This is a genomic window from Geothrix oryzisoli (assembly GCF_022808865.1).
In the GTDB taxonomy this organism is placed as follows: domain Bacteria; phylum Acidobacteriota; class Holophagae; order Holophagales; family Holophagaceae; genus Geothrix; species Geothrix oryzisoli.
On the sequence record NZ_JAKZLB010000003.1, the window covers coordinates 67,875 to 88,241 of the forward strand.

Sequence of the window (20,367 nt, forward strand, 5' to 3'; positions counted from 1 at the left end):
ACACCCACCTTACCTTTTTTTTGGGCCGGCCGGGGGGGGTGCCCCCGTGTCGGGGGGGGGGGGGGGGGGGGGGGGCCCCCCCCCCCACCCCACCCCTTGGATTCCGGCCATGGAACTGGAGTCTCTACCCGGGGTAACGAGTACTGGACAAGGGTCGGATGGGGCCGGAGAATGATCGCCACCCCACCCCCCCCAACCGCCTTTCCCAGCCTGACGGACCTGCGTGGAGATCCAGGCCTCCACTGCCATCCACACGCTCCTCCGCCGCTTCCCGCTTTCCTCTCACCAACTGGCCCGGAGCCGACATGTCCGAAGACCTCTATCCCGTGAAGCCGCACATCCGTGAGCGGGCCCACATCAAGACCATGGAGGAGTACCAGCGCCTGTACCGCCTGTCCCTCGACAACCCGGAGTGGTTCTGGGGCGAGCAGGCCAAGTCCCTCACCTGGTTCCATCCCTGGCAGTCCGTCTTCGACGCCGACTACAAGGAAGTGGACTTCTCCTGGTTCTCGGGCGGGCGGCTGAATGCCTGCTTCAACTGTGTGGACCGGCACCTGCCGCACCTGGGGGACAAGACCGCCCTCATCTGGGCCCAGGACGAGCCCGGCGTCTACACCCACATCACCTATCGCGACCTCAAGCACCACGTGGCGCGGGTGGCCAATGTCCTGCTGCACAACGGCGTGCAGAAGGGCGACCGGGTCTGCATCTACCTGACGATGATTCCCGAGCTGGTCTACACCATGCTGGCCTGCGCCCGCATCGGGGCCGTGCACTCCGTGGTCTTCGGCGGATTCTCCGCGGAATCCCTGCGCGATCGCATCGTGGATGCCCACTGCAAGGTGGTGATCACGGCCAACGAAGGCATGCGCGGCGGCAAGCGCGTTCCGCTCAAGCGCACCGTGGACCGGGCCATCGAGGGCATGTCCCTGGTGGAGACGGTGCTCGTGGCCCGCCGGACCGATGGCGAAGTGCCCATGCAGCCCGGCCGGGACCTCTGGCTGGATGACGAGACCGCCAAGCAGCGCTCCACCTGCACCAACGAGTGGATGGGCGCGGAGGACCCCCTCTTCATCCTCTACACCTCGGGCAGCACGGGGAAGCCCAAGGGCCTCATGCACACGACGGGCGGCTATCTCACCTATGCCGCGTTCACCCACAAGCTGGTCTTCGACTACCATCCGGACGACATCTACTTCTGTGCTGCGGACGTGGGTTGGGTCACGGGCCACAGCTACATCGTCTACGGTCCCCTGGCCAACGGCGCCACCTCGGTGATTTTCGAATCCACGCCGCTCTACCCCGATGCCGGCCGCTACTGGCAGATCGTGGACGACCTGGGCGTGAACATCCTCTACACGGCACCCACGGCCCTGCGCGCGCTGGCTCAGGCCGGAGACGACTGGATCAAGAAGTACAGCCGCAAGTCGCTCCGCATCCTCGGCACCGTGGGCGAGCCCATCAACCCCGAAGTCTGGCGCTGGTACCACGATGTGGTGGGCGAAGGGCGCTGCACGGTGGTGGACACCTGGTGGCAGACCGAAACCGGCGGCATCCTCATCACGCCCCTGCCCGGCGTGACGCCCACCAAGCCCGGGTCGGCCACCCTGCCGTTCTTCGGGGTGAAGCCCGTGATCGTGGACCCCGCCACCGGCGTTCCGCTGGAGGGCAACGATGTGTCCGGCGCCCTGTGCCTCGGGGCTCCCTGGCCGGGCCAGGCCCGCACGGTCCACGGCGACCACAAGCGCTTCCGGGACACCTACTTCACCCAGTACCCGGGCTACTACTTCACGGGGGATGGAGCCCGGCGGGACGAGGACGGCTACTACTGGATCACCGGCCGCATCGATGACGTGATCAACGTCTCTGGCCACCGCCTGGGCACCGCCGAGGTGGAGAGCGCCCTGGTGGCCCACGAGGCCGTGGCCGAGGCCGCCGTGGTCGGCTACCCGCATCCCATCAAGGGGCAGGGCATCTACTGCTACGTGCTGCTCAACAACGGCTACGCGGAACAGGGGAACCAGCAGCTCATCGGCGCCCTCAAGGAGCAGGTGCGGCAGGTCATCGGCGCCTTCGCGGCCCCGGATGTCATCCACATCTCCTCGGGCCTGCCCAAAACGCGCAGCGGCAAGATCATGCGGCGCATCCTGCGGAAGATCGCCTCGGCCGAGTACGACGGCATGGGCGACACCTCCACGCTGGCCGAACCGGATGTGGTCAACCGGCTGATCGAAGAGCACCAGAAGAACAACGCCTGATGTTCTCCGGGGATCTGCGCTGCGCGCGCACCCCCGGACCCCCAAGCAGAAGCCCGGCAAAGCCGGGCTTCTGCTTGCTCAAGGGCGGGGTTCCAGAGGGGCCTACAGCGGCAGGCCGCGGACGAAGGCCCGCACCAGGGCTTCGAAGCGGCCTGCCGCGGCGGCGCCGGCCTCGAGCACTTCCTGGTGGGTGAGCGCCTGGGGCAGGATGCCGGCGGCCATGTTGCACAGGCAGGAGATCCCGGCGACGCGCAGGCCCTCGTGCCGGGCGACGATGGCTTCGGGCACGGTGCTCATTCCGACGGCGTCGGCCCCCAGGACGCGGAAGGCCCGGATCTCCGCCGGGGTCTCGTAGCTCGGGCCCGTCAGCCCCAGGTAGACGCCCTCGCGAAGGGTCTGGCCCAGGCGCTGGGCACAGGCCTGGAGGTGGTTCCGGAGGGCCGGGTCGTAGACGGCGGTCATGTCGGGGAACCGGGGGCCGGGCTCGACGTTGGGGCCGATGAGGGGGTTGGTGCCGAACAGGTTGATGTGGTCGGTGAGGGCCATGAGCTCACCCACCCCGAAGGCGGGGTTGAGGGCGCCGGCGGCGTTGGTGAGCAGCACGGCCTTCGCGCCCAGCCGCCCATAGAGGCGCATGGGGGTGACGACGAGGGGCATGGGATGACCCTCGTAGAAGTGGAAGCGTCCGGCCTGGAGGACCACCTTGCGGCCTTCGAACGTGCAGAAGACCAGCTTGCCGCCATGGCCCGCCACGGTGGGGGCGGGGAATCCCGGCAGGTCCGTGAAGGGGATGGCCACACCGGCCTTCGCCTCCGGGCTTTCGGCCAGGGCCCCGAGGCCGGAGCCCAGGACGATGGCGAGATCCGGGGCGAAGGGGGCCTTGGCCCGCAGGACCTGGAGGGGGGCGGAGGCGGTCATGGCGGCTCCTGGAGCGGACGGGACTAGAGGCTGGGGGTGAAGCTCACCGTCACGACGACATCCGGCTGGACGGTGCTCGGGCTGTTCAGGCGCACCCGGACCGGCTGATAGATCGGGGGCGTCGTGGTCACCGAGACGACCGTGGCTGGGGTGGATCCGCCGCTGCCGGTGAAGGCGAAGCTCCGGTTGAGGAAGGGCAGATCCAGGTCGAGCTCGACGCCGGCCGCCAGGGCGGGCGTGATGGAGACGCCGATCACGTAGCGCTTGTCGACGCTCAGGCCGAAGCCGCTGTAGAAGACCTCCCCTTCGGAGAGGTTCGGATAGCTGCCCCGCACCTGGACGGCCTTGGCCATGCTGAGGGTGAAGGGGGCCAGCGGAGTCGTGGTGGCATTGGGATCCAGGCCCCAGTCGGAGACGAAGGAGGCGTAGGTCCCGGTGGTGGGCCGGGGCCAGGGCAGGCCGAAAGGCGCGGTGAGGTTGGTCAGGACCGAATCCGTGAAGATGGTGGAGAGGTCCACCGGCTCGGTCGAGGTCTTGCCCTCCTTGAGGCGGGCGAGCTGGGAGTAGATGTTGAGGGGCTCCGCATCACGGCTGCCATCCGGGTTGGTCCGGCCCGGGGCCAGGAAGAACCGGGCGGCAGCCAGACTGTTGATCGTGGACCAGGTCGTCGGGGTGCCAGGGCTCGCGACGCTGTTCGCCTTGAGGACGAGTTCCCAGGCCAGGGCGCGGAGGGCGGGGGCGGAATAGGGGGTGAGCTGGGTGGTCGCCAGTCCGCTGATGTCCCGGATATCCAGCACGGGGCCCGCCAGGGCGGTGCCCTGGGTGTCGGCCAGGTAGGGCGACTTCAGGATGTTCGCGGCCATGGCCTCGGCCAGGCCCTCGATCCGCGCCATGTCCGGGCTCAGGTCCGTCAGCGCGGTCGCCACAGGGAACAGGGGCGCGAGGGGGACCGAATAGGTCCGTCCGTTGTTGCTCCCGAAGAGGACGTTCCTCGCGATCAGGGGCAGGATCACGCCCTCGTCCCAGGCATCGTCGTTGGCGGGGCCGCCCTGGAGGGAGCCGAAATAGTGGTAGCCGGAGAGGTTGTCGTCGTAGGCCAGGGGGTAGACCGTGCGGTTGTATTCCACGAAGGAACCCCGGGTCTCGGAGACGCCCGGGGCGTAATGCAGGTCGAAGGTGGATCCGGGGGTGGCGAGACCGTAGATGCTCTTGAAGCTGTAGATGGTGTCGCCGATGCCCAGGATGCGGCTGCCGGTCCCGGTGGTCCGGCCGGCCAGGGTGGTCTCAAGGACCGGGTTGCCGGCGTCGGGCGCCACCGAGCTGCTGAAGAGGTAGCTGGGGTTGACCAGCCACCAGGCATCGGTGAGCCCCACCGTGAAATTGACGACGCTGTCCTTGGCGGGGATGGCGGAGGGGATCGGGTCTCCCGCGGTCGCCGTGCCATCGGCGGCCTTCCGCATGGCGTAGCGGTAGCGGGTCGCCTGGGTGATGGTGCTGTTGATGCCCGCAGGATCGCCGACGAGGTTCACCGAGTGCCCCTCACCGCCGTCGAAGCTGCTCATCAGTTCGACCATCAGGGGCTTGTCGCCGGGTACCGTGACGGAGTAGGCGCCGTTGGCATCGGTGAAGGTGGAACCGCCGGAGAGTACCAGCCAGGAGGTGGTCTTGGTGACGCCGTCGGGGTTGAGCTGGTCATTGCGCTGATAGACGCGGATCATCACGCCCCGGGCGGGCAGCGACTTGAGGTTCGTCGAGACGGAACCGTCCATCAGCCCCGTGGGCACGCCGTTGGCATCCGTCGCCAGGGGGACGCGGGAGTAGGTGACCGTCCCGGTGATGGTGGCGGTGGGGGTGGCGGTGGGACTGGATCCACCCTTCTTGCCTCCGCAGGCCAGCGCCGCAGCGAGAAGCGCAACGGCCCCCAGGGCCCGGAGGGAAGCTCGGTACAGCGGCATGACCACCTCAGAACGGCGAAAGGATCAAGTCTAGCATGGCGCCCGCGGCCGATCCCGCGCCGGGACACAGTGGGACGCTTCCTTCCAGTGCCGCGGGTGGCGCGGAGGTTCAGTCCTCCTAGCGCCGTGCGCCAGGGGCCAGCAGGGCGTTCTGGGCCGCGAGTTCGGCGGAGACCTCTTCCTCGTCGTTGAGGACCGGCAGGGGATTCCGCTGCACGCCGTCGACCTTCAGCTCGAAGTGGAGATGGGGGCCCGTGGCGTTGCCCGTGCGGCCCACTTCGGCGATCTTCTGGCCGCGGCGGACGATGTCGCCCTCGTGAACCAGGTTCAGCTTGTGGTGGGCATAGAGGGTGGCCACGCCGTTGCCGTGGTCGACCACCACATAGTTGCCGTACTGCTTGTGCTTCCCGGCCATCACCACCTGTCCGTCCAGGGCCGCGAACACGGCGGTGCCGATGGGGGCGGTGAGGTCGATGCCGCGGTGGCGGCCCTTGTAGCGGACCCGCTTCTTGCGCTGGTTCTTCACCCGGACAGTCTTGGTGCGCATGCGGGGGCCCCAGGCCGAGCTGATGGTCCGGGTCTCCACCGGCCAGAGCAGGTCGAGGTGGCCCGGATCGGCGGGCGCGAAGGTGGGCAGCAGGGCGTTCAGTTCGGCTTCGCTGACCGGGGGCATGACCGACTGCATCCGGGCCAGGAGCTGGGCGGGCGTGCCCGGGGCGAGGTGGGCTTCGAGGTGGCCGGAGGTGGCCGTGCCACTGGCGGCGGGCACCACGGCCCGGACCTGGTAGGGCAGCAGGCGCTCCAGGTGGGGCATGGGGGCCGGAGGCACGACCGCGGGGGTGGGCAGGGCCGCCAGCGCGGGCCTCGGGGTCACGGGAAGGGCCTGGACGGGGGCGTCCTCCGTTTCCGAAGCCTCGGCCACCGCCCGGGAGGGGCGCACCTTCAGGCGAATGCCGACGGACAGCTTGGACAGCTTCCGTCCGGGGTTCAGGGCGGCCAGGTCGGCCAGGCTCATCCCATGGGCCCGGGCGACCGCGCCAGCGGTCTCACCCTTGCGCACGATGTGGACGGCACCATCATCGGCGGGCCTGGAAGAGGTCTTCTTGGAGGTCCGTTTCGGAGCGGCCTGGAGGCCGACACTGAGGGACGCGAGAACGAGGGTCAAGACGGCAATGCGCATGGGGTGAACTCCCGGCTGGAACGGAAAAGCCTGCTTCGCTAGGCCTCCTTGAGGGGGTCGTGACCCCGGTCGCTGATGAGATAGGAACAGTCCAGTTCCCATCCTACCGGGGTCCTGGAACCTTGCATATGCAAATGTTTTCCAACTGGGATGCCGTGCTCAGGGCTCCCAGGGGCACCCGGCCCAGGGCAGGGTCACCGTGCCCCGGCGGCCGCCTTCCTTGCGGAGAAGCCGGGCGGGGCCGATGGCCATGCCGTGGCTCACGGCCTTGAGCATGTCGTAGAGGACCAGAAGCCCCACGGTCACCCCGGCCAGGGCCTCCATCTCGATGCCCGTGCGCCCTTCGCAGCTGACCTGGACCCGGAGCCAGGCCCGGCGGGCGGCGGGATCCCAGTGGTGGACCACATCCACGGCCTCGATGGCCAGGGGGTGGGCCAGGGGGATCAGATCCGAGGCCCGCTTGACTCCGCCCACAGCCCCCAGGCGGGCCACGGACCAGGGATCGCCCTTGGGGCCGCCACCCTTCGACAGGGCCTCGGCGGCGGGGGCGTCCAGTTCCAGGTAGCCGGCGGCCACCGCCAGGCGCCGGGTCACCGCCTTGGCCGAGACATCGACCATCTTGGGGCGGCCTTCGGGATCGAGGTGCGTCAGTTCCGCCATCGTCAGCCCTCCACCCAGGCCAGCAGGATGTCCCTGAGCGCCGCGGTGTCCGGGGCATAGGCCCGGGGGCCGCAGGCCGCCAGGGCCTCCTGGGGATAGAAGCCGTGGCCCACGGCCAGGCTGGGCACGCCGGCGGCCTGGGCCATGTCCAGATCGAAGGGGGTGTCCCCCACCATGAGGATCTCCTCGGGGGCGAGGCCGGTGCGGGCCTGCATCAGCTCCAGGGTCTCCGGGTGGGGCTTGCCGTGGGTGACGTCATCGGGGGTGATGATGGGATCGAAGAAGGTCTCCCACCCGAACTGGGCCATCTGCCGCAGGAGGGGAACCGTCCGCTTGGAGGTGGCCACGCCCATGCGCTGGCCCCGGGCGCGGAGTTCTCCCAGAAGCTCGGGGATGCCGGCGAAGGGCTTCATCAGGTACTCGTGCTCGGCATGGCCGAAGCTGCGGTAGGCCTTCAGGACCGTATCGAGGTCCAGACCCAGCGGGTCGAAGGTGTTCCGGATGCCCGCGTTCACGGGCAGGCCCACATACTTGAGCCACTCGGCCATGACGGAGCGGGGCTGGCCCAGGGCGTCCAGGGTGTGGGCCATGCCGGCCTCGATGAGGGGGCGGCTGTCCACCAGCGTGCCGTCGAAGTCCCAGGCGATGAGTTTCAAAGAGGCCTCCCGGCCTCCATGATGGCAGACCGCGCGGTCGGGCTTCGCCCCGCCGGGCGGTGGGGGGCTCCGGGGGGGACTTGGCGAGCGCCAGCGAGCAGGCGGTTCTCCCCGGACAGCATCAGGCCGACGGCAGGTGGAGCGCCTGGATGAAGGTGGCCTCCGTGGCCCGCTGGAGCTCCGCGACCACCGGCAGCGGAACCGGGCTGTCCACGGAGAGGACCACCATGGCCTCGCCCTTCCGTTCCCGGCGGCCCAGGTTCATGAAGGCGATGTTGATGTCGCGCTGGCCGAGCACGGTGCCGATCTTGCCGATCATGCCGGGGCGGTCCATGTAGCTCAGCAGGAGCATGTGCTCCTCGGGCATGAAGTCCATGGCGTAGTCCCGCAGGCGGACAATCCGGGGCGTCCCTTCGAAGAGTGTGCCGGAGAGGACCCGGGTCTGGCCGCCGCCCTCCAGCATGAGGGTCACCAGGTTGGAGAAGGGGCCGCCTTCCGTGGACTTGCGCTCCTCCACCACCAGGCCCATGCGCTCGGCCACCAGGCCGGCGTTGACCATGTTCACGGGCTGGTCCGTGGCCCGGTCCAGCAGGGCGGCCAGGCCGCTCACGGTCAGGGGCGAGCAGTCGTGATGGGCGATGGCGCCGGCGAAGCCGAAGGTGACCCGATCCAGGCTGCCCTTCATGAGCTGGAGGCCGAATTCGCTGAGGACGGCCATGAGCTTGAAGTAGGGCCGCATCTGGTCCATGACCGCCGGATCGAAGCGGGGTAGGTTCACCGCGTTCTCCAGGGGGACCCGGTCCAGGTAGCTGAGGATCTCCCGGGACACGTCGATGGCCACGTTGACCTGAGCCTCCTGGGTGTTGGCCCCCAGGTGGGGCGTGACCACCACCCGCTCATGCTCGATGATCTGCCTGAGGGTCTCGGACTTGGGGGGCTCCTCGGACCAGACGTCCACCGCCGCGAGGCTCACCTTGCCGGATTGCAGGGCCGCCAGCAGGGCGGGCTCATCCAGGATGCCGCCCCGGGCCACGTTGAGCAGGATGACGCCCTCCTTCATGAGAGCCAGCTGGTCCGGGCCGATCATGCCGCGGGTCTCGTCGTTCAGGGGCGTGTGCACGGTGAGGATGTCGCAGGAACGGCAGAGCTCGTCGAGATCCACCAGGCGCACGCCCAGGTCCTGGGCGCGCTTGGCGCTCACGTAGGGGTCGCAGCCCAGCACCTCGCACTCGAAGGCCTTCAGCCGCATGGCCACTCGGCCCCCGACCTTGCCCAGACCGATGACGCCGGCCACCTTCCCCTTCAGCTCCACGCCCGTGAACTTCGCCCGCTTCCACTCGCCGGCCTTGAGGCTGGCGTTGGCGGCGGGCACGTGCCGGCAGGCGGACAGCAGCAGGGCCATGGTGTGCTCCGCCGCGCTGTTGGTGTTGCCGAAGGGCGCGTTCACCACGATGACGCCCTTGGAGCTGGCGTAGTCCACGTCCACGTTGTCGATGCCGACGCCCGCCCGCGCCACGATCTTCAGGTTGGTCGCCGCATCCAGCAGGGCCTTGTCCACCGTGGTGCCGCTGCGGGTGATGATGGCGTCGTACTCGCCGATGCAGGCGTGCAGGGCCTCCCTCGTCAGGCCGAGGCGGACATCCAGGGTGATGCGCGGGTCGCGCTGGAGCAGGGCTAGGCCTTCGCCAGTCACCTCGTCGGTCACGATGATCTTCATGGAGCCCCCGGTCGGATCCTGATGCAGCGCCGCATTGGGAATCCACCAGGGTACCGGCGAAAGGCTTTCAAGACAAGGATTCCGCGCCTACTCCCGGTAGAGGCTGATCAGACTTCCTGGTCGGGTAGTGGCTCCGGATCCGTGCCGAAGACGCCCTCCCAGCGCGCGACGACCACGCTGGCCAGTCCGTTGCCGATGACGTTCACGGTGGTGCGGGCCATGTCCATGATTTCGTCCACGGCCAGCAGCATGGCGATGCCCGCTTCGCCCGGCAGGCCGAAGCTGCCGCAGGTGCCGGCGATGATGACCAGGGTCGCCCGGGGCACGCCCGCCACGCCCTTGCTGGTGAGCATGAAGGTGAAGACCATCAGCAGCTGCTGGCCCAGGCTCATGTGGATGCCCGCCGCCTGGGCGATGGTGAGGCTGGCCAGCACCAGGTAGAGCGTGGAGCCGTCGAGGTTGAAGCTGTAGCCCGTGGGGATGACGAAGCTGGCCACCTGGCGGGGGACGCCGAAGCGGACCACCTCCTCCAGCAGTTTGGGCAGGGCGGCTTCGCTGCTGGCGGTGCTGAAGGCCGTGAGCGCCGGATCCTTGATGGCCTTCACGAAGCCCAGCACCCGGATGCCCGCCAGCCAGGCCACGGGCACGAAGACCAGGAGGAACAGCAGGGTGAGGGCCAGGTAGAGGCTTCCGACCAGCAGGCTGTACTGCTTGAGGAGGTGGAACACGGCGGGCCAGCCCTTGATGACCGCGCCGTTCACCGTGTGCCCCGCGGCCATGTGGCTCACGTTGTAGGCCATGGCGCCGAAGACGCCCAGGGGCGTGAGCTTCATGACGAAGTCGGTGTACTTGAACATGGTCTGGGCCACGCCGTCGAAGAAGGCCAGCACGGGCTTGCCACGCTCCCCGACCTTCGTGAGGGCGATGCCGAAGATCGTCGCGAAGATCACCACGGGCAGGATGTCGCCTTCCGCCGCGTGCTGGACGAGGTTCGAGGGGAACATGTGGAGCGCGATCTCCCAGCCCGTCTTCGCCTTGGCGGCGGCCACCCCGGCGTGGGCGCTCATGTCCATGGGCAGGTGCGCGCCGGGCTGGACCCAGTTGGCCACGGCCAGGCCGATGAAGAGGGCCAGGGTGGTGACCACCTCGAAGTAGATGAGCGCTTTGGCCCCCATGCGGCCCACGGCCCGGATGTCGCCGGTCTGGGCGATGCCCACGATGATGGTGGACAGCAGCAGGGGGACGATGAGGCCCTTGATGAGGCTGATGAAGGCCTTGGACAGGAAGCGGAAGGTGTCGTAGGCCCAAGGGTACTGATCCTGGGGCAGGAAACCGCCGAGCCCCACGCCCAGGGCCAGGCCCATGAAGATCCAGAAGGTACTGGATTGGTACCAAGGTCGCTTGACGGTCACAGAAACCTCACGCCAGGGGAAAGGGCAAGTTTGGCATGGGACGCCGGTTGCATGCGTCCGGTAGAATTAATCTCTGTTTTGGAGTCAATGGCATGGTCCATGGCAAGCGCTGGAATCTTCTCAATACGCTCTTCCTCACGGGGACCCTGGCCCTCGCGCTGGTGCTGGTGCCCTGGCGCCTGGCCACCTCGGGCCTGGGCTGGAGCGAGGCGCTGGTCTTCCTCGCCATGATCTTCGCCGTGGGCACCGCCATCAGCGGCGGCTACCACCGGCTCTTCAGCCACCGGGCCTACAAGGCCTCCTGGCTGGTGCGCTTCCTCTTCCTCTGCTTCGGCGCCGCCGCCTTCGAGAACTCGGCCCTCAAGTGGTCGAGCGACCACCGGGTGCATCACCAGCACGTGGACACCGAGAAGGATCCCTACCAGATCGGCAAGGGCTTCTGGTACGCCCACTGGACCTGGGTGATGGAGGCCAAGGGCCTGCCCCTGGCCGGCGTGGCGGACCTGGAGAAGGACCCCCTGGTGCGCTGGCAGCACCGGCACCACTTCCTCATCGGGGCCGTAGTGGCCACCATCCCCCTGTGGATCGGCCTCGCCACCGGCAACATCCTGGGCCACCTCGTCTTTGGCGTGGTGCTGCGCATCGTGATGACGCACCACACCACCTTCTTCATCAACAGCGCCGCCCACATGTTCGGCAGCCGCCCCTATACGGACGCCAACACGGCCCGAGACAACTGGATCCTGGCGCCCCTCACCTACGGCGAGGGCTACCACAACTTCCACCACCTCTGGCAGTGGGACTACCGCAACGGCGCCCTCTGGTACCAGTGGGACACCACCAAGTGGCTGCTGAACGTCCTGGGCTGGATGGGCCTCGTGGGGCAGTTCCGCCGCGTGTCCGCCGCGGCCATGACCCGGGCCCGCCTCCACATGGAGGAGAAGCGGCTCCGCGAGCGGCTGGCCCTGGCCAGCCCCGGCGTGGCCACGCCCATGCATGACCGGCTCGCGGCGGCCCGCCTGAAGCTGGATGCCGCCCTGGCGTCCCTCCATGACCGGCACGAAGCCTGGCAGGCCAGGAAGGCCGAGTGGCGGGCCAAGGGCCTGGCCAAGGCCGAGACCTGGCGCGAGGCCAAGGCGGAGTGGAAGGCTTCCGCAGCCTTGCACCGCGCGGAACTCCAGACCGCCTGGGCGGAGTGGAAAGCCGCCCGGTTGGAGATCCGATCGGCCCTGGTTTACGCCTAGGCGTCACGGCAGGTTCGCGAGCGACTTCTGCAATTCCTCGCGGGAGTAAGGTTTGCCGAGCATGGCGGTGTGCCCCAGCCGCCTGAAGCCGTCCCGCACCTCGTCATCGGCATAGCCCGAGGTGATGACCGCGGGAAGGGTTGCGTGGAGCCGCCGGATGCGACGCAGCGTCTCCAGGCCACTCATCCCCGGCATGTTCTGGTCGAGCAGCACGACATCCCAGGCGGCACCGGGTCCGGCGAGGCCGATGGCGCGGTACCCCTCGGCCACCATGGTCACCCGATGTCCCAGGTTCTCCAGGAGGGACATCGAAGCCTCGCCCACGATGGGATCATCCTCCACCAGGAGGATCTTCAACCCCGGGCCGCTCGGGCTGGGGGCGACCGCCTCCTCCACGGCAGGAAGGGTCGGATCCTCCGGTGTGATGGGGAGCCGGATCTGGACCCGGGTTCCGGCGCCGGGCGCGCTATGCATCGCCAGGGTGCCCTTGTGGGCCTGCACGGTGCCGTACACCATGGACAGCCCCAGGCCCGTACCCTTGCCCATGGGCTTGGTGGTGTAGAACGGCTCCACCGCGCGCTTCAAGACCTCCGGAGGCATGCCCTGACCCGTGTCTTCGACGATCAGTTCCAGCTCCCGATCGCCCAGGAGCGCGGTGCGGATGATGAGCTTCCCACCGTCCGGCATGGCGTCCACCGCATTCACGCAGAGGTTCATCAGGGCCGTGCCCAGAGCCGTGCTGGAACCCATGAACAGGGGCAGCTTGGGATCCAGGTCCGTCTTCAGCTGGATCCGCTGCAGGGTGGTGTTGGAGAGCAGCTCGACCTCATTGGACACGAGGGCGTTGAGGTCCACCAGCTCCGCGTCCTCCACCTCCTTGCGGGCATAGGCCATCAGGCCCTTGATCAGGCTCCTTCCGCGATGGGCCGCCTTCAGGATCAGCTCCGCCTGCTTCTGGCAGGGATCCCCTTTGGACTGGATGAGGCTCGCCGTCGACATCACCGCCGCCAGGACGTTGTTCATGTCGTGGGCGATCCCCCCCGCCAGGCGGCCGACGGCCTCCAGGCGCTGGAGGTGCTGGAGCTGACCCTCGAGTGCGGCCTGGGCTTCCTCGGCCTTCTTCCGTTCCGTCACGTCCAGGAGGTTCCCGATGATGCCCGGGCGACCGTTGAAGCAGATGGTGCCGCCGAGGATCTCGATGTGGATGATCCCGCCATCCTTCCTCACCGCGCGGGTTTCAAACCGGCTGGACATGGTCCCCTGGATCCTGCGACGGATGTTTTCCGTGACGAGAGCCTGGTCGTCGGGGTGGATGACCATCAGGGGCGACTTCCCGAGCAGCTCCTCGGCCGAGTAGCCCAGGAGTTCCGCCAGGGTGGGGTTGACATAGGTGAGCACCCCTTCCTGGATGATGTAGGTGCCCGCGAGGGCCGATTCGCTCAGGGCCCGGAACCGGGCCTCACTTTCCCTCAGGGCGTCCTGGGTGCGCTTCCGCTCGGTGATGTCATGGATGAGCGAGTACATGAGCACCTGCTCCCCCATCCGGATGGGGGCGGAGTGCACCTCCACGTCCCGCAGGGAGCCGTCGGCCCCGCGATGGCGGAACTCGAACAGCCGCTTCACGCCGGTCCTCGACAGTTCCATCTGCTGGCGGATCTCGGCCTCCGACAGCGCATTGATCTCCCAGATCCTCATGCGCAGAAGCTGGTCCCGGCTCCAGCCATAGAAGGCGGCCGCCGCGGGGTTGGCGTCGACGATCCGTCCGGTTTCCGGGGCGATGAGCAGCTTGACGCTCGGGCTCTCCTCGAACAGGCTCCGGTAGCGCGCCTCGCTCTCGAGCTGGGCCAGCTGGGCCTCCCGCAGCCCCGTGATGTCCCGTCCGAACACCGAAAGGGCCAGGGGCCTGGTATCCCGGTCGATCCGGTGGATCACCAGGTTGAGGATGGGGGTGCCGGCATAGGTGGCGTACTCGGTCTCGAAGCGCCCCTTTTCAAGGGCCTCCTGGAAATATCCCCGCCACTGGTTGATGTACCCCGGGTCCGAGAACAGATCCTCGGGGCGATCCCCCAGCTTGATCGGATGGTGCCGCCGATCCCGGAAGTAGTCGGAAAAGGATCGGTTGAAGGAAAGGACCCCAAAGGTCACGGGATCGACCGACCAGATGAAATCCTCGGTGCTGTCGAGGATCATGTTCACCATTTCCTTCGATTCGTACATGGCCGGCGCTCCTGGATTGCGGCTGGGAAGGCGGGCGTTTCACGGCACGCAAAACCATACCTGGAGATCGGATTCCTGGGTAATTTCCTTTAATCGGGAACTCCCGGCCAGATTTTCATCTACGGCAGGCGGAACGGGATCGCCGAAGGCGTGGATGTCCGGCGCGGGGCCGGTCTGGGCGGCCCAGCTAGCCTCCCCCCAAGCGCCAGCTCGTGTGGGATCATGGGCTCCTGTTCTTTGGAGCACTGCATGGCTTCCTTCGACCTCATCGTCATCGGCTCCGGCCCCGGCGGGTACATCGCCGCCATCCGCGGCGCCCAGCTGGGCCTGGCCACGGCCCTCGTGGAGAAGGATGCGGGCCTGGGGGGCACCTGCCTCCACCGCGGCTGCATCCCGGCCAAGACCTGGCTGGAGAGCGCCCACCGCTTCGAGCAGATGCAGGTGGCCGACGACTACGGCATCGACGGCGTGGACGCCAAGAGCCTGAAGGCCAACCTCGCCACCATCGTCAAGCGCAAGGGCCGCATCGTCCTGAAGAACGCCAAGGGCATCGAGTTCCTCATGAAGAAGAACAAGGTGACCGTGCTCAAGGGCTTCGGCAAACTGCTGGGCGGCGGGCGCGTGGATGTGGCGGGCGAAGTGCATGAGGCCAAGCGCATCATCCTGGCCACGGGATCGGCCCCCAAGCCCATCCCCGGCCTGGAGACCGATGGCGTCCGGGTGCTCAACAGCGACCACATCCTGGACCTCACCGAGCTGCCGAGCCACCTGGTGATCCTGGGCGCCGGCGCCATCGGCGTGGAGTTCGCCTCCGTGTTCAGCCGCCTGGGCTCCAAAGTCACCCTGGTGGAGTTCATGGACACGATCCTGCCCCTGGAGGACGAGGAGATCGGCCTCGAGCTGGCCAAGATCTTCAAGAAGACCTACAAGATGGACGTGCGCACCAAGACCAAGATCACCCGCATCGAGAAGCGGGCCGACGGCGTGGTGTGCTTCCTCGAAGGTGAGACCCCCGGCGAGGTGGTGGGCAGCCACCTGCTGGTGGCCGTGGGCCGCGCGCCCATGGTGGAGGGCATCGGCCTGGAGGCCACCAAGGCCCAGGTGGACCGCGGCTGCGTGGTCATCGACAAGTTCATGCAGACCGGCGAGCCCGGCCTCTACGCCATCGGCGACATCGTGCGCACCCCCTGGCTGGCCCACGTGGCCAGCGACGAGGGCATCGTGGCCGCCGAGCACGCCGCCCAGAGCCTCGGCAAGGATGTGCATCCCCACCCCGTGCGCTACGACCGTTTCCCCGCCTGCACCTACTGCGATCCCGAGGTGGGCACCATCGGCCTCAACGAGAAGGCCGCCCGGGCCAAGGGCTACGACGTGCAGGTGGGCACCTTCCCCTTCGCGCCCATGGCCAAGGCCAACATCGTGGGCGAGCCCCACGGCTTCATCAAGATCGTGGCCGACAAGAAGTACGGCGAGATCCTCGGCATCCACATCCTCGGCCCCAAGGCCACCGAGCTCGTGGCCTCCAGCGTGGCCCTCATGGGCGGCGAGTTCACCGTGGACGAGCTGATCAACACGATGTACCCGCACCCCAGCCTGAACGAAGTGTTCCCCGAGGCGGCGCGGGCGGTATACGGGCGGGCATTGAATATGTAGGTTGGGGATCATCGCGCCCGGTTAGGGCGCGGAGATGCCAAAAACCGCCCGGCTGGGCGGTTTTTGGCATGGGGTGAAATTTTGAGTGTTGACGAATGGGACTAACCGACTCCGCCTGCACCGACGCTGTGGGCGGAGCCGAGGAAGCTGGAAATCTCGAGAAAGCGAAAGGCTAGGCCGACGGCACCCGACGGCGAATGCTGTCCATTTATATCAAATAATCACCCAATTTTAGGGTTTGTTAATTGTGAAAGACTGGGATGAAGTCCACCAGACGTCTGGAGTGGATACAAAGACGCCAACAACTTCAGATGTCATCAGTGCACTCGCGGGGACCTGGGCCTGTAGTTCAGTTGCACTGACATAAGTGGTCTTGAGCGGATAGGCGGGAGGCGAGAAGCTCGAGTTCCACATGACAACAGAATCCGGGGAAAACCCGGTACCGGTGGCGATCAATGTAAAACCTGCTGACCCAGCGGTAGCGCTTGCAGGTGTGATGCTGTTTAAATTGGGGAGAAAAGCCACAACGGTAATTTTTTTGCTCAAGACATTCGATACATTTCCTGTGGTTGTTTCCAATTGAATTTCATTGGTAAAAACACCGACGGAAGCATTGTTTACCTGAAGTCTGCACACAATGGTATTGACGTCAGGGCCATAAATGGTCCCGAAGGAAGAACCGATATACCCGTTGCCGCTGAGCAGCCTCATCCCTTTGATGGGTCCTACTGAAGGGCTTACATCAACAGAAACATCGGCCAGGGCTTGTCCGGTTTGGGTAAATAAGCTCGGTGAAATGGTGAGGTTCGAGATCGTAAAGCTAGGTTGTTTGGGAACGCTCACCCCATTGCTACCACTGGCATTGCCACCACCGGCATTGCCGCCGCCGCAGGCCATGGCAAGGGCAATGATCATTACGGCCGAAAAGGCTCGAATGTCTCTAAACATGGGAGACTCCAGGAAAGGAATGGCAAGAGCGGCCTAAACGAATGAAGCTAGGCGGCCACGCCTGCACCGAGAGGATGAGCGAAGTCGAGATAGCGAAATGACGAGAGAGAGCGGAAGGCAATGCAGGCGGGGCCCGACTTGAGCGAGAGGTTAGGTTACAGGCCTCAACCTATGAAGTCTGAATTTCTTCAAATATCTTGATTGCTCTCTCGGCTTCTTGTTCACGGCCTTCCTCAGCACCGATCCGAAAGTGGTTCAAGTATTCGACAAAAGCACTCTTATCTTGTCTCGCAGCCATTAGTAAATAGCCGAGGTAAAGAGTGCCAATGCCGGTGGGAAACCTTGTGTATGTCTTTTTAGAAAACCACTTCTTTGCGAACATTGCAGCTGAATTCTGATTCTGCTTCGCCATCTGCTCAGCTTCAGACACTGTGCTAATGCCCAAATATAGAAGCCGACTTAGTAGCCGCTCGTAGACGTCATTCGTTCCTTCATCTAGCTTGGCTGAAACAATGGCAGCAATCGCTCGGTCCAGTTCTACTAGAGCGGAGCCGCTGCTGTAGAGAGATTTCAAGGCCGGTAGATCTAGGTCAATGTTCTTTTCATTATCCGCAATTTTCTTACCAACTTCCAACTCGTAGCCCTTAAGTTCCTCACGGAGCGCACAAAATTCATCATCTGCAATTTCGAGGAGTCCGGCCACTCGGGCAAATCGACGTCGAATGCCTCTGGGAACGCCGCTTGCGGATTTGTATCCAAGGTCATGCTCAATCTCAGCCCATGCGTGTTGAAGGATCGATCTAATCTGGATTTCGAATTTTTTGCCAGCGAAGGTTTTATATTCGATTAACTCTCTTCTCGACGAGCTCAGAAGTGCGACATAGTGCAAGGACTGGTAACCAAATCTATCCGGATCTATTGAAGTGCGTTTGTCGATCGAGTTGTTTCTGTCAATTTCAAACTCACGTTCAACTACTTCGGCGACTCTGTCCACATCTGTGGCGAAGTAGGTTGTGACTCTGATTCCGGCTAGGTCTGTAATCTCATTAAGAGATTGGTAAGATTTCTCAGGCTTGCTTACCTTTCTAGAAAAGCTCTCGATCGATTTGCAACGGCTTGTAGTGGAGTGCACTACAATTCCTTCTCTCACAAGAATTTGCGAGAGAAGATCGGCCATCTTTGAACTCAATTGCTTATAGGTGCTGTTCTCGGAAGCATATTCAATTACAAGCTCACTACCTTCTTTTGACTCGCTCATGGTTCTCCTGGACAACTTTGTAACCTAACTAGAATTAGACGATCAGAGCGGAGAGGGGCGAGGATCGCCCAATTTGGGAGTACAGAGACGTTACTGCTGATCGGATATCAAAATCATGAGATGAATCGACATGCTTAGGCACTCGAAAAGTGTTACGGCCTAAGTCGTTGGTGAACACTAAGGGCCGTTTGGTTCGCCTCATGAAGACACGCTTATCTCGTATCCCCAAGGGAATCATCCGAACGGGCGAATTCAATCCCCGAACGGGGAGGCCAAACCCCCAACAGGACTCACGCTAGCCTCAACACCGCGCGCAGAAGTGCGGCGGCGCGGGCAGGCGGGAGAGGCCTTCGAAGGCCAGCTCCCAGGCTCGGGCGGGCCCGCGGAAGGCGGTGGCTTCAAGGGTGAGCGTGCGCAGCGCGTGGAGGGGCGCGGGGTCGCCGGGCAGGGGCAGGAAGGGGATCGGCTGGCCCGTGGCCGCGCGCAGGGCCGTGCGCAGGGCGGTCGTGAGCGCCGTGCCCTCCGGCAGCACCAGGGGCGGCACCCGCAGCTCGGCGCCCTCGGGCAGGGGCACGCCGGGCCAGAGGTCCGCTTCGAAGCCGCCGTGCTGCTCGTGGTCCGGGGCCTCGCGCCACTCGGGCCGGCGGAAGGTCATCTTGCGGCGGGCCTTGTCCCAGTCCGGCAGGAACAGCTTCAGATCCGCCTTCTCCAGGGGGCCCATGGGGGCCTTCTCCAGGGCCACGGGCACGGCCCGGGCGACGCGGCCCGGCAGGCGCCGGACCAGCATGGGCTTCCCGTCCAGCCAGGGCAGGCCCGCATCCAGCGCGCAGACCAGGGCGCCCAGGCGGCGGCGGTGGAGCTGCAGGGCCTGGGCCAGGTCGCAGCCGGGCGCGGGTACGAGGCCCAGCACGTTCACCGCCAGGCCCCGGGCGTGGACAGTGGCCGCGGCGGAGAGGGGCTCCCGCAGGTCTTCCGCCGTGCGGCCCAGCACCAGGATCTGCGGCAGGCCATGCCCCTGGATGCGCTCCACGAGCACCAGGCTGCCGCCACCAGAAGCGCCGGGGGCCGACAGCACCGCCCCGCCCAGCTCAGCGGCGAGGCGCAGGGCCTCGGGGTTCACGCGGGGCTCCCGGCCCTCGGCCGGAGGGGCCGTGTCAGGGCGATGGGGTCGCTGGCAGGGACGGAGCGCGCTGGGCGCGCGAGGACTGACATGATCCCAGGGTACCTGAGCCCGGATCGCCCGGCAGGCGTCATAGATCTATTAAAGAGATATCAATGCCTTATTTTTCTTGTTCAAGGGCAGTTCGAATGCTATCTTGCCCTTTCAATCGAGGGGCTGAGGTCGGCCCCGTTGACAAGGGATGTGCATGAATAAAGCGCTGCTCCTCACCGTGACGCTGGTCGCCGGCGCGACCCCCGCCCTCCGGGCCCAGGATGGGTTCCGCGTGGGTGCCTCCGTCGGCTCCATGAAGACCACCGGCCCCACCACCCCCTTCGCGATGATCATCGCGACCTCCGGCAGCACCCAGACGGCGCCGACCTACACCTACGGCCAGCCCACGCAGACGCCGCTGTCCCTGGACCTGGCCCTGGTGAAGGGGGACGACGAGTTCTCCCTCACCTACATGGCCTCCAGCAAGAAGGACGGGCGGGACCTGTACGACGCGGCGGGCGCCATCCGGATCGGCGGCGCGATTGGCGGCTCCAACAGCGACACGGCCCACGGCCGCCAGGAGCTGAAGGTGTCCACGCTGGACCTGGCCTGGAAGCGCACCTTCGTGAAGGGCGAGGCCGGCTCGCTGGCCTTCTCCACGGGCCTCCGCGCCTTCGAGCTCACCGACGAGTTCACCACCGAGGGCACCACCACCGGCACGCTGGATCTCGGCATCCACGCCAAGGGCAAGGCCACGGGCTTCGGCCTCACCGCGGGCCTCCACGCCCGCCTGAACCTGTCGAACCAGGTGTGGGTGACCACCGGCTTCACCCTGGCCCAGCTGGACACGACCCAGAAGGCGGAGGACTACCGGCTCTACAACACCACCACCACCTACCTCCTCCCCACCGAGAACACCCACGCCTCCAACCTCCAGACCGAGTCCTACCTGCGCCTGAACATGGCTTTCGTGAAGGGCTTCAACGGGTACCTGGGCTACGAGGTGAAGAACTTCGGCAACGACGCCGTCAAGATCGACAACCTCTACACCCAGATCGGCATGCCGGCCCCCCACGGCTTCGGCCTGTCGGGCTTCACCCTGGGTCTCAGCTACACCTTCTGAGGCCGCACCGCGGGA

Annotated in this window: 15 protein-coding genes; 4 read left to right on the top strand and 11 right to left on the bottom strand. The window is 66.0% G+C overall.

All coding sequences use genetic code 11. The features are described from left to right. Positions 1–305 precede the first annotated feature (305 nt). On the top strand, positions 306–2,258 hold the full coding sequence (gene acs / locus MLE43_RS08420; protein WP_243303199.1) for an acetate--CoA ligase: 1,953 nt from the start codon (positions 306–308) through the stop codon (positions 2,256–2,258). Positions 2,259–2,360: 102 nt separating this feature from the next. On the opposite strand, the gene MLE43_RS08425 is transcribed toward acs, so the two are convergent. The 7 genes from MLE43_RS08425 to MLE43_RS08455 form a co-directional block, all read right to left on the bottom strand. Further along, positions 2,361–3,176 carry a purine-nucleoside phosphorylase gene (locus MLE43_RS08425; RefSeq protein ID WP_243303200.1) on the bottom strand — a complete coding sequence of 272 codons (816 nt, stop codon included), beginning with the start codon at positions 3,174–3,176 and terminating at the stop codon, positions 2,361–2,363. Positions 3,177–3,199: 23 nt separating this feature from the next. Next, positions 3,200–5,131, bottom strand: a complete 1,932-nt coding sequence (locus MLE43_RS08430) for a hypothetical protein (protein WP_243303201.1) — start codon at positions 5,129–5,131, stop codon at positions 3,200–3,202. 118 nt (positions 5,132–5,249) lie between these two features. Further along, positions 5,250–6,311, bottom strand: coding sequence for a peptidoglycan DD-metalloendopeptidase family protein (locus tag MLE43_RS08435; RefSeq protein WP_243303203.1), 1,062 nt, complete (start codon positions 6,309–6,311; stop codon positions 5,250–5,252). Positions 6,312–6,470: 159 nt separating this feature from the next. Continuing rightward, complete coding sequence (gene moaC / locus MLE43_RS08440) at positions 6,471–6,971, bottom strand: cyclic pyranopterin monophosphate synthase MoaC (protein ID WP_243303204.1); 501 nt, start codon at positions 6,969–6,971, stop codon at positions 6,471–6,473. Between the two features lie 2 nt (positions 6,972–6,973). Then, the gene (locus MLE43_RS08445) at positions 6,974–7,627 is read right to left on the bottom strand and encodes an HAD family hydrolase (RefSeq protein ID WP_243303205.1); all 654 of its coding nucleotides are present in this window, start codon (positions 7,625–7,627) and stop codon (positions 6,974–6,976) included. A gap of 121 nt (positions 7,628–7,748) precedes the next feature. After that, entirely contained in the window at positions 7,749–9,344 is a 1,596-nt protein-coding gene (serA, locus tag MLE43_RS08450) for a phosphoglycerate dehydrogenase (RefSeq protein WP_243303206.1), read from the bottom strand. A gap of 107 nt (positions 9,345–9,451) precedes the next feature. Next, positions 9,452–10,756 (bottom strand): dicarboxylate/amino acid:cation symporter, encoded by a 1,305-nt coding sequence (locus MLE43_RS08455; RefSeq protein ID WP_243303207.1) that lies wholly within the window; start codon positions 10,754–10,756, stop codon positions 9,452–9,454. A gap of 92 nt (positions 10,757–10,848) precedes the next feature. On the opposite strand from MLE43_RS08455, the gene MLE43_RS08460 reads away from it, so the two are divergent. Continuing rightward, entirely contained in the window at positions 10,849–12,000 is a 1,152-nt protein-coding gene (locus MLE43_RS08460; protein ID WP_243303208.1) for an acyl-CoA desaturase, read from the top strand. Positions 12,001–12,003: 3 nt separating this feature from the next. Here the strand turns inward: MLE43_RS08460 and MLE43_RS08465 are convergent, their stop codons facing one another. Then, the gene (locus MLE43_RS08465; protein ID WP_243303209.1) at positions 12,004–14,217 is read right to left on the bottom strand and encodes a hybrid sensor histidine kinase/response regulator; all 2,214 of its coding nucleotides are present in this window, start codon (positions 14,215–14,217) and stop codon (positions 12,004–12,006) included. A gap of 249 nt (positions 14,218–14,466) precedes the next feature. Between MLE43_RS08465 and lpdA the strand changes: the two genes are divergently transcribed. Beyond that, positions 14,467–15,870 (top strand): dihydrolipoyl dehydrogenase, encoded by a 1,404-nt coding sequence (gene lpdA / locus MLE43_RS08470; protein ID WP_243303210.1) that lies wholly within the window; start codon positions 14,467–14,469, stop codon positions 15,868–15,870. A 231-nt stretch (positions 15,871–16,101) separates the two neighbouring features. Here the strand turns inward: lpdA and MLE43_RS08475 are convergent, their stop codons facing one another. The 3 genes from MLE43_RS08475 to MLE43_RS08485 form a co-directional block, all read right to left on the bottom strand. Next, positions 16,102–16,818, bottom strand: a complete 717-nt coding sequence (locus MLE43_RS08475; protein WP_243303211.1) for a hypothetical protein — start codon at positions 16,816–16,818, stop codon at positions 16,102–16,104. A gap of 169 nt (positions 16,819–16,987) precedes the next feature. Further along, positions 16,988–18,076: a GTP pyrophosphokinase gene (locus MLE43_RS08480; protein ID WP_243303213.1), complete on the bottom strand. Its 1,089-nt coding sequence runs from the start codon at positions 18,074–18,076 to the stop codon at positions 16,988–16,990. Between the two features lie 301 nt (positions 18,077–18,377). Further along, entirely contained in the window at positions 18,378–19,196 is an 819-nt protein-coding gene (locus MLE43_RS08485) for a hypothetical protein (RefSeq protein WP_243303214.1), read from the bottom strand. Between the two features lie 247 nt (positions 19,197–19,443). Here MLE43_RS08485 and MLE43_RS08490 point away from each other — a divergent pair, with 247 nt between their 5' ends. Further along, positions 19,444–20,352, top strand: coding sequence for a hypothetical protein (locus MLE43_RS08490; protein ID WP_243303215.1), 909 nt, complete (start codon positions 19,444–19,446; stop codon positions 20,350–20,352). The last annotated feature ends 15 nt before the right edge of the window (positions 20,353–20,367 follow it).

What these genes read in the sequence shown, in the direction of transcription:
- serA (WP_243303206.1), bottom strand. Translation starts at nt 9,344, where the DNA reads ATGAAGATCATCGTGACCGACGAGGTGACTGGCGAAGGCCTAGCCCTG.
- MLE43_RS08435 (WP_243303203.1), bottom strand. Translation starts at nt 6,311, where the DNA reads ATGCGCATTGCCGTCTTGACCCTCGTTCTCGCGTCCCTCAGTGTCGGC.
- MLE43_RS08475 (WP_243303211.1), bottom strand. Translation starts at nt 16,818, where the DNA reads ATGTTTAGAGACATTCGAGCCTTTTCGGCCGTAATGATCATTGCCCTT.
- MLE43_RS08465 (WP_243303209.1), bottom strand. Translation starts at nt 14,217, where the DNA reads ATGTACGAATCGAAGGAAATGGTGAACATGATCCTCGACAGCACCGAG.
- MLE43_RS08490 (WP_243303215.1), top strand. Translation starts at nt 19,444, where the DNA reads ATGAATAAAGCGCTGCTCCTCACCGTGACGCTGGTCGCCGGCGCGACC.
- MLE43_RS08480 (WP_243303213.1), bottom strand. Translation starts at nt 18,076, where the DNA reads ATGAGCGAGTCAAAAGAAGGTAGTGAGCTTGTAATTGAATATGCTTCC.
- MLE43_RS08430 (WP_243303201.1), bottom strand. Translation starts at nt 5,131, where the DNA reads ATGCCGCTGTACCGAGCTTCCCTCCGGGCCCTGGGGGCCGTTGCGCTT.
- acs (WP_243303199.1), top strand. Translation starts at nt 306, where the DNA reads ATGTCCGAAGACCTCTATCCCGTGAAGCCGCACATCCGTGAGCGGGCC.
- MLE43_RS08460 (WP_243303208.1), top strand. Translation starts at nt 10,849, where the DNA reads ATGGTCCATGGCAAGCGCTGGAATCTTCTCAATACGCTCTTCCTCACG.
- MLE43_RS08425 (WP_243303200.1), bottom strand. Translation starts at nt 3,176, where the DNA reads ATGACCGCCTCCGCCCCCCTCCAGGTCCTGCGGGCCAAGGCCCCCTTC.
- lpdA (WP_243303210.1), top strand. Translation starts at nt 14,467, where the DNA reads ATGGCTTCCTTCGACCTCATCGTCATCGGCTCCGGCCCCGGCGGGTAC.
- moaC (WP_243303204.1), bottom strand. Translation starts at nt 6,971, where the DNA reads ATGGCGGAACTGACGCACCTCGATCCCGAAGGCCGCCCCAAGATGGTC.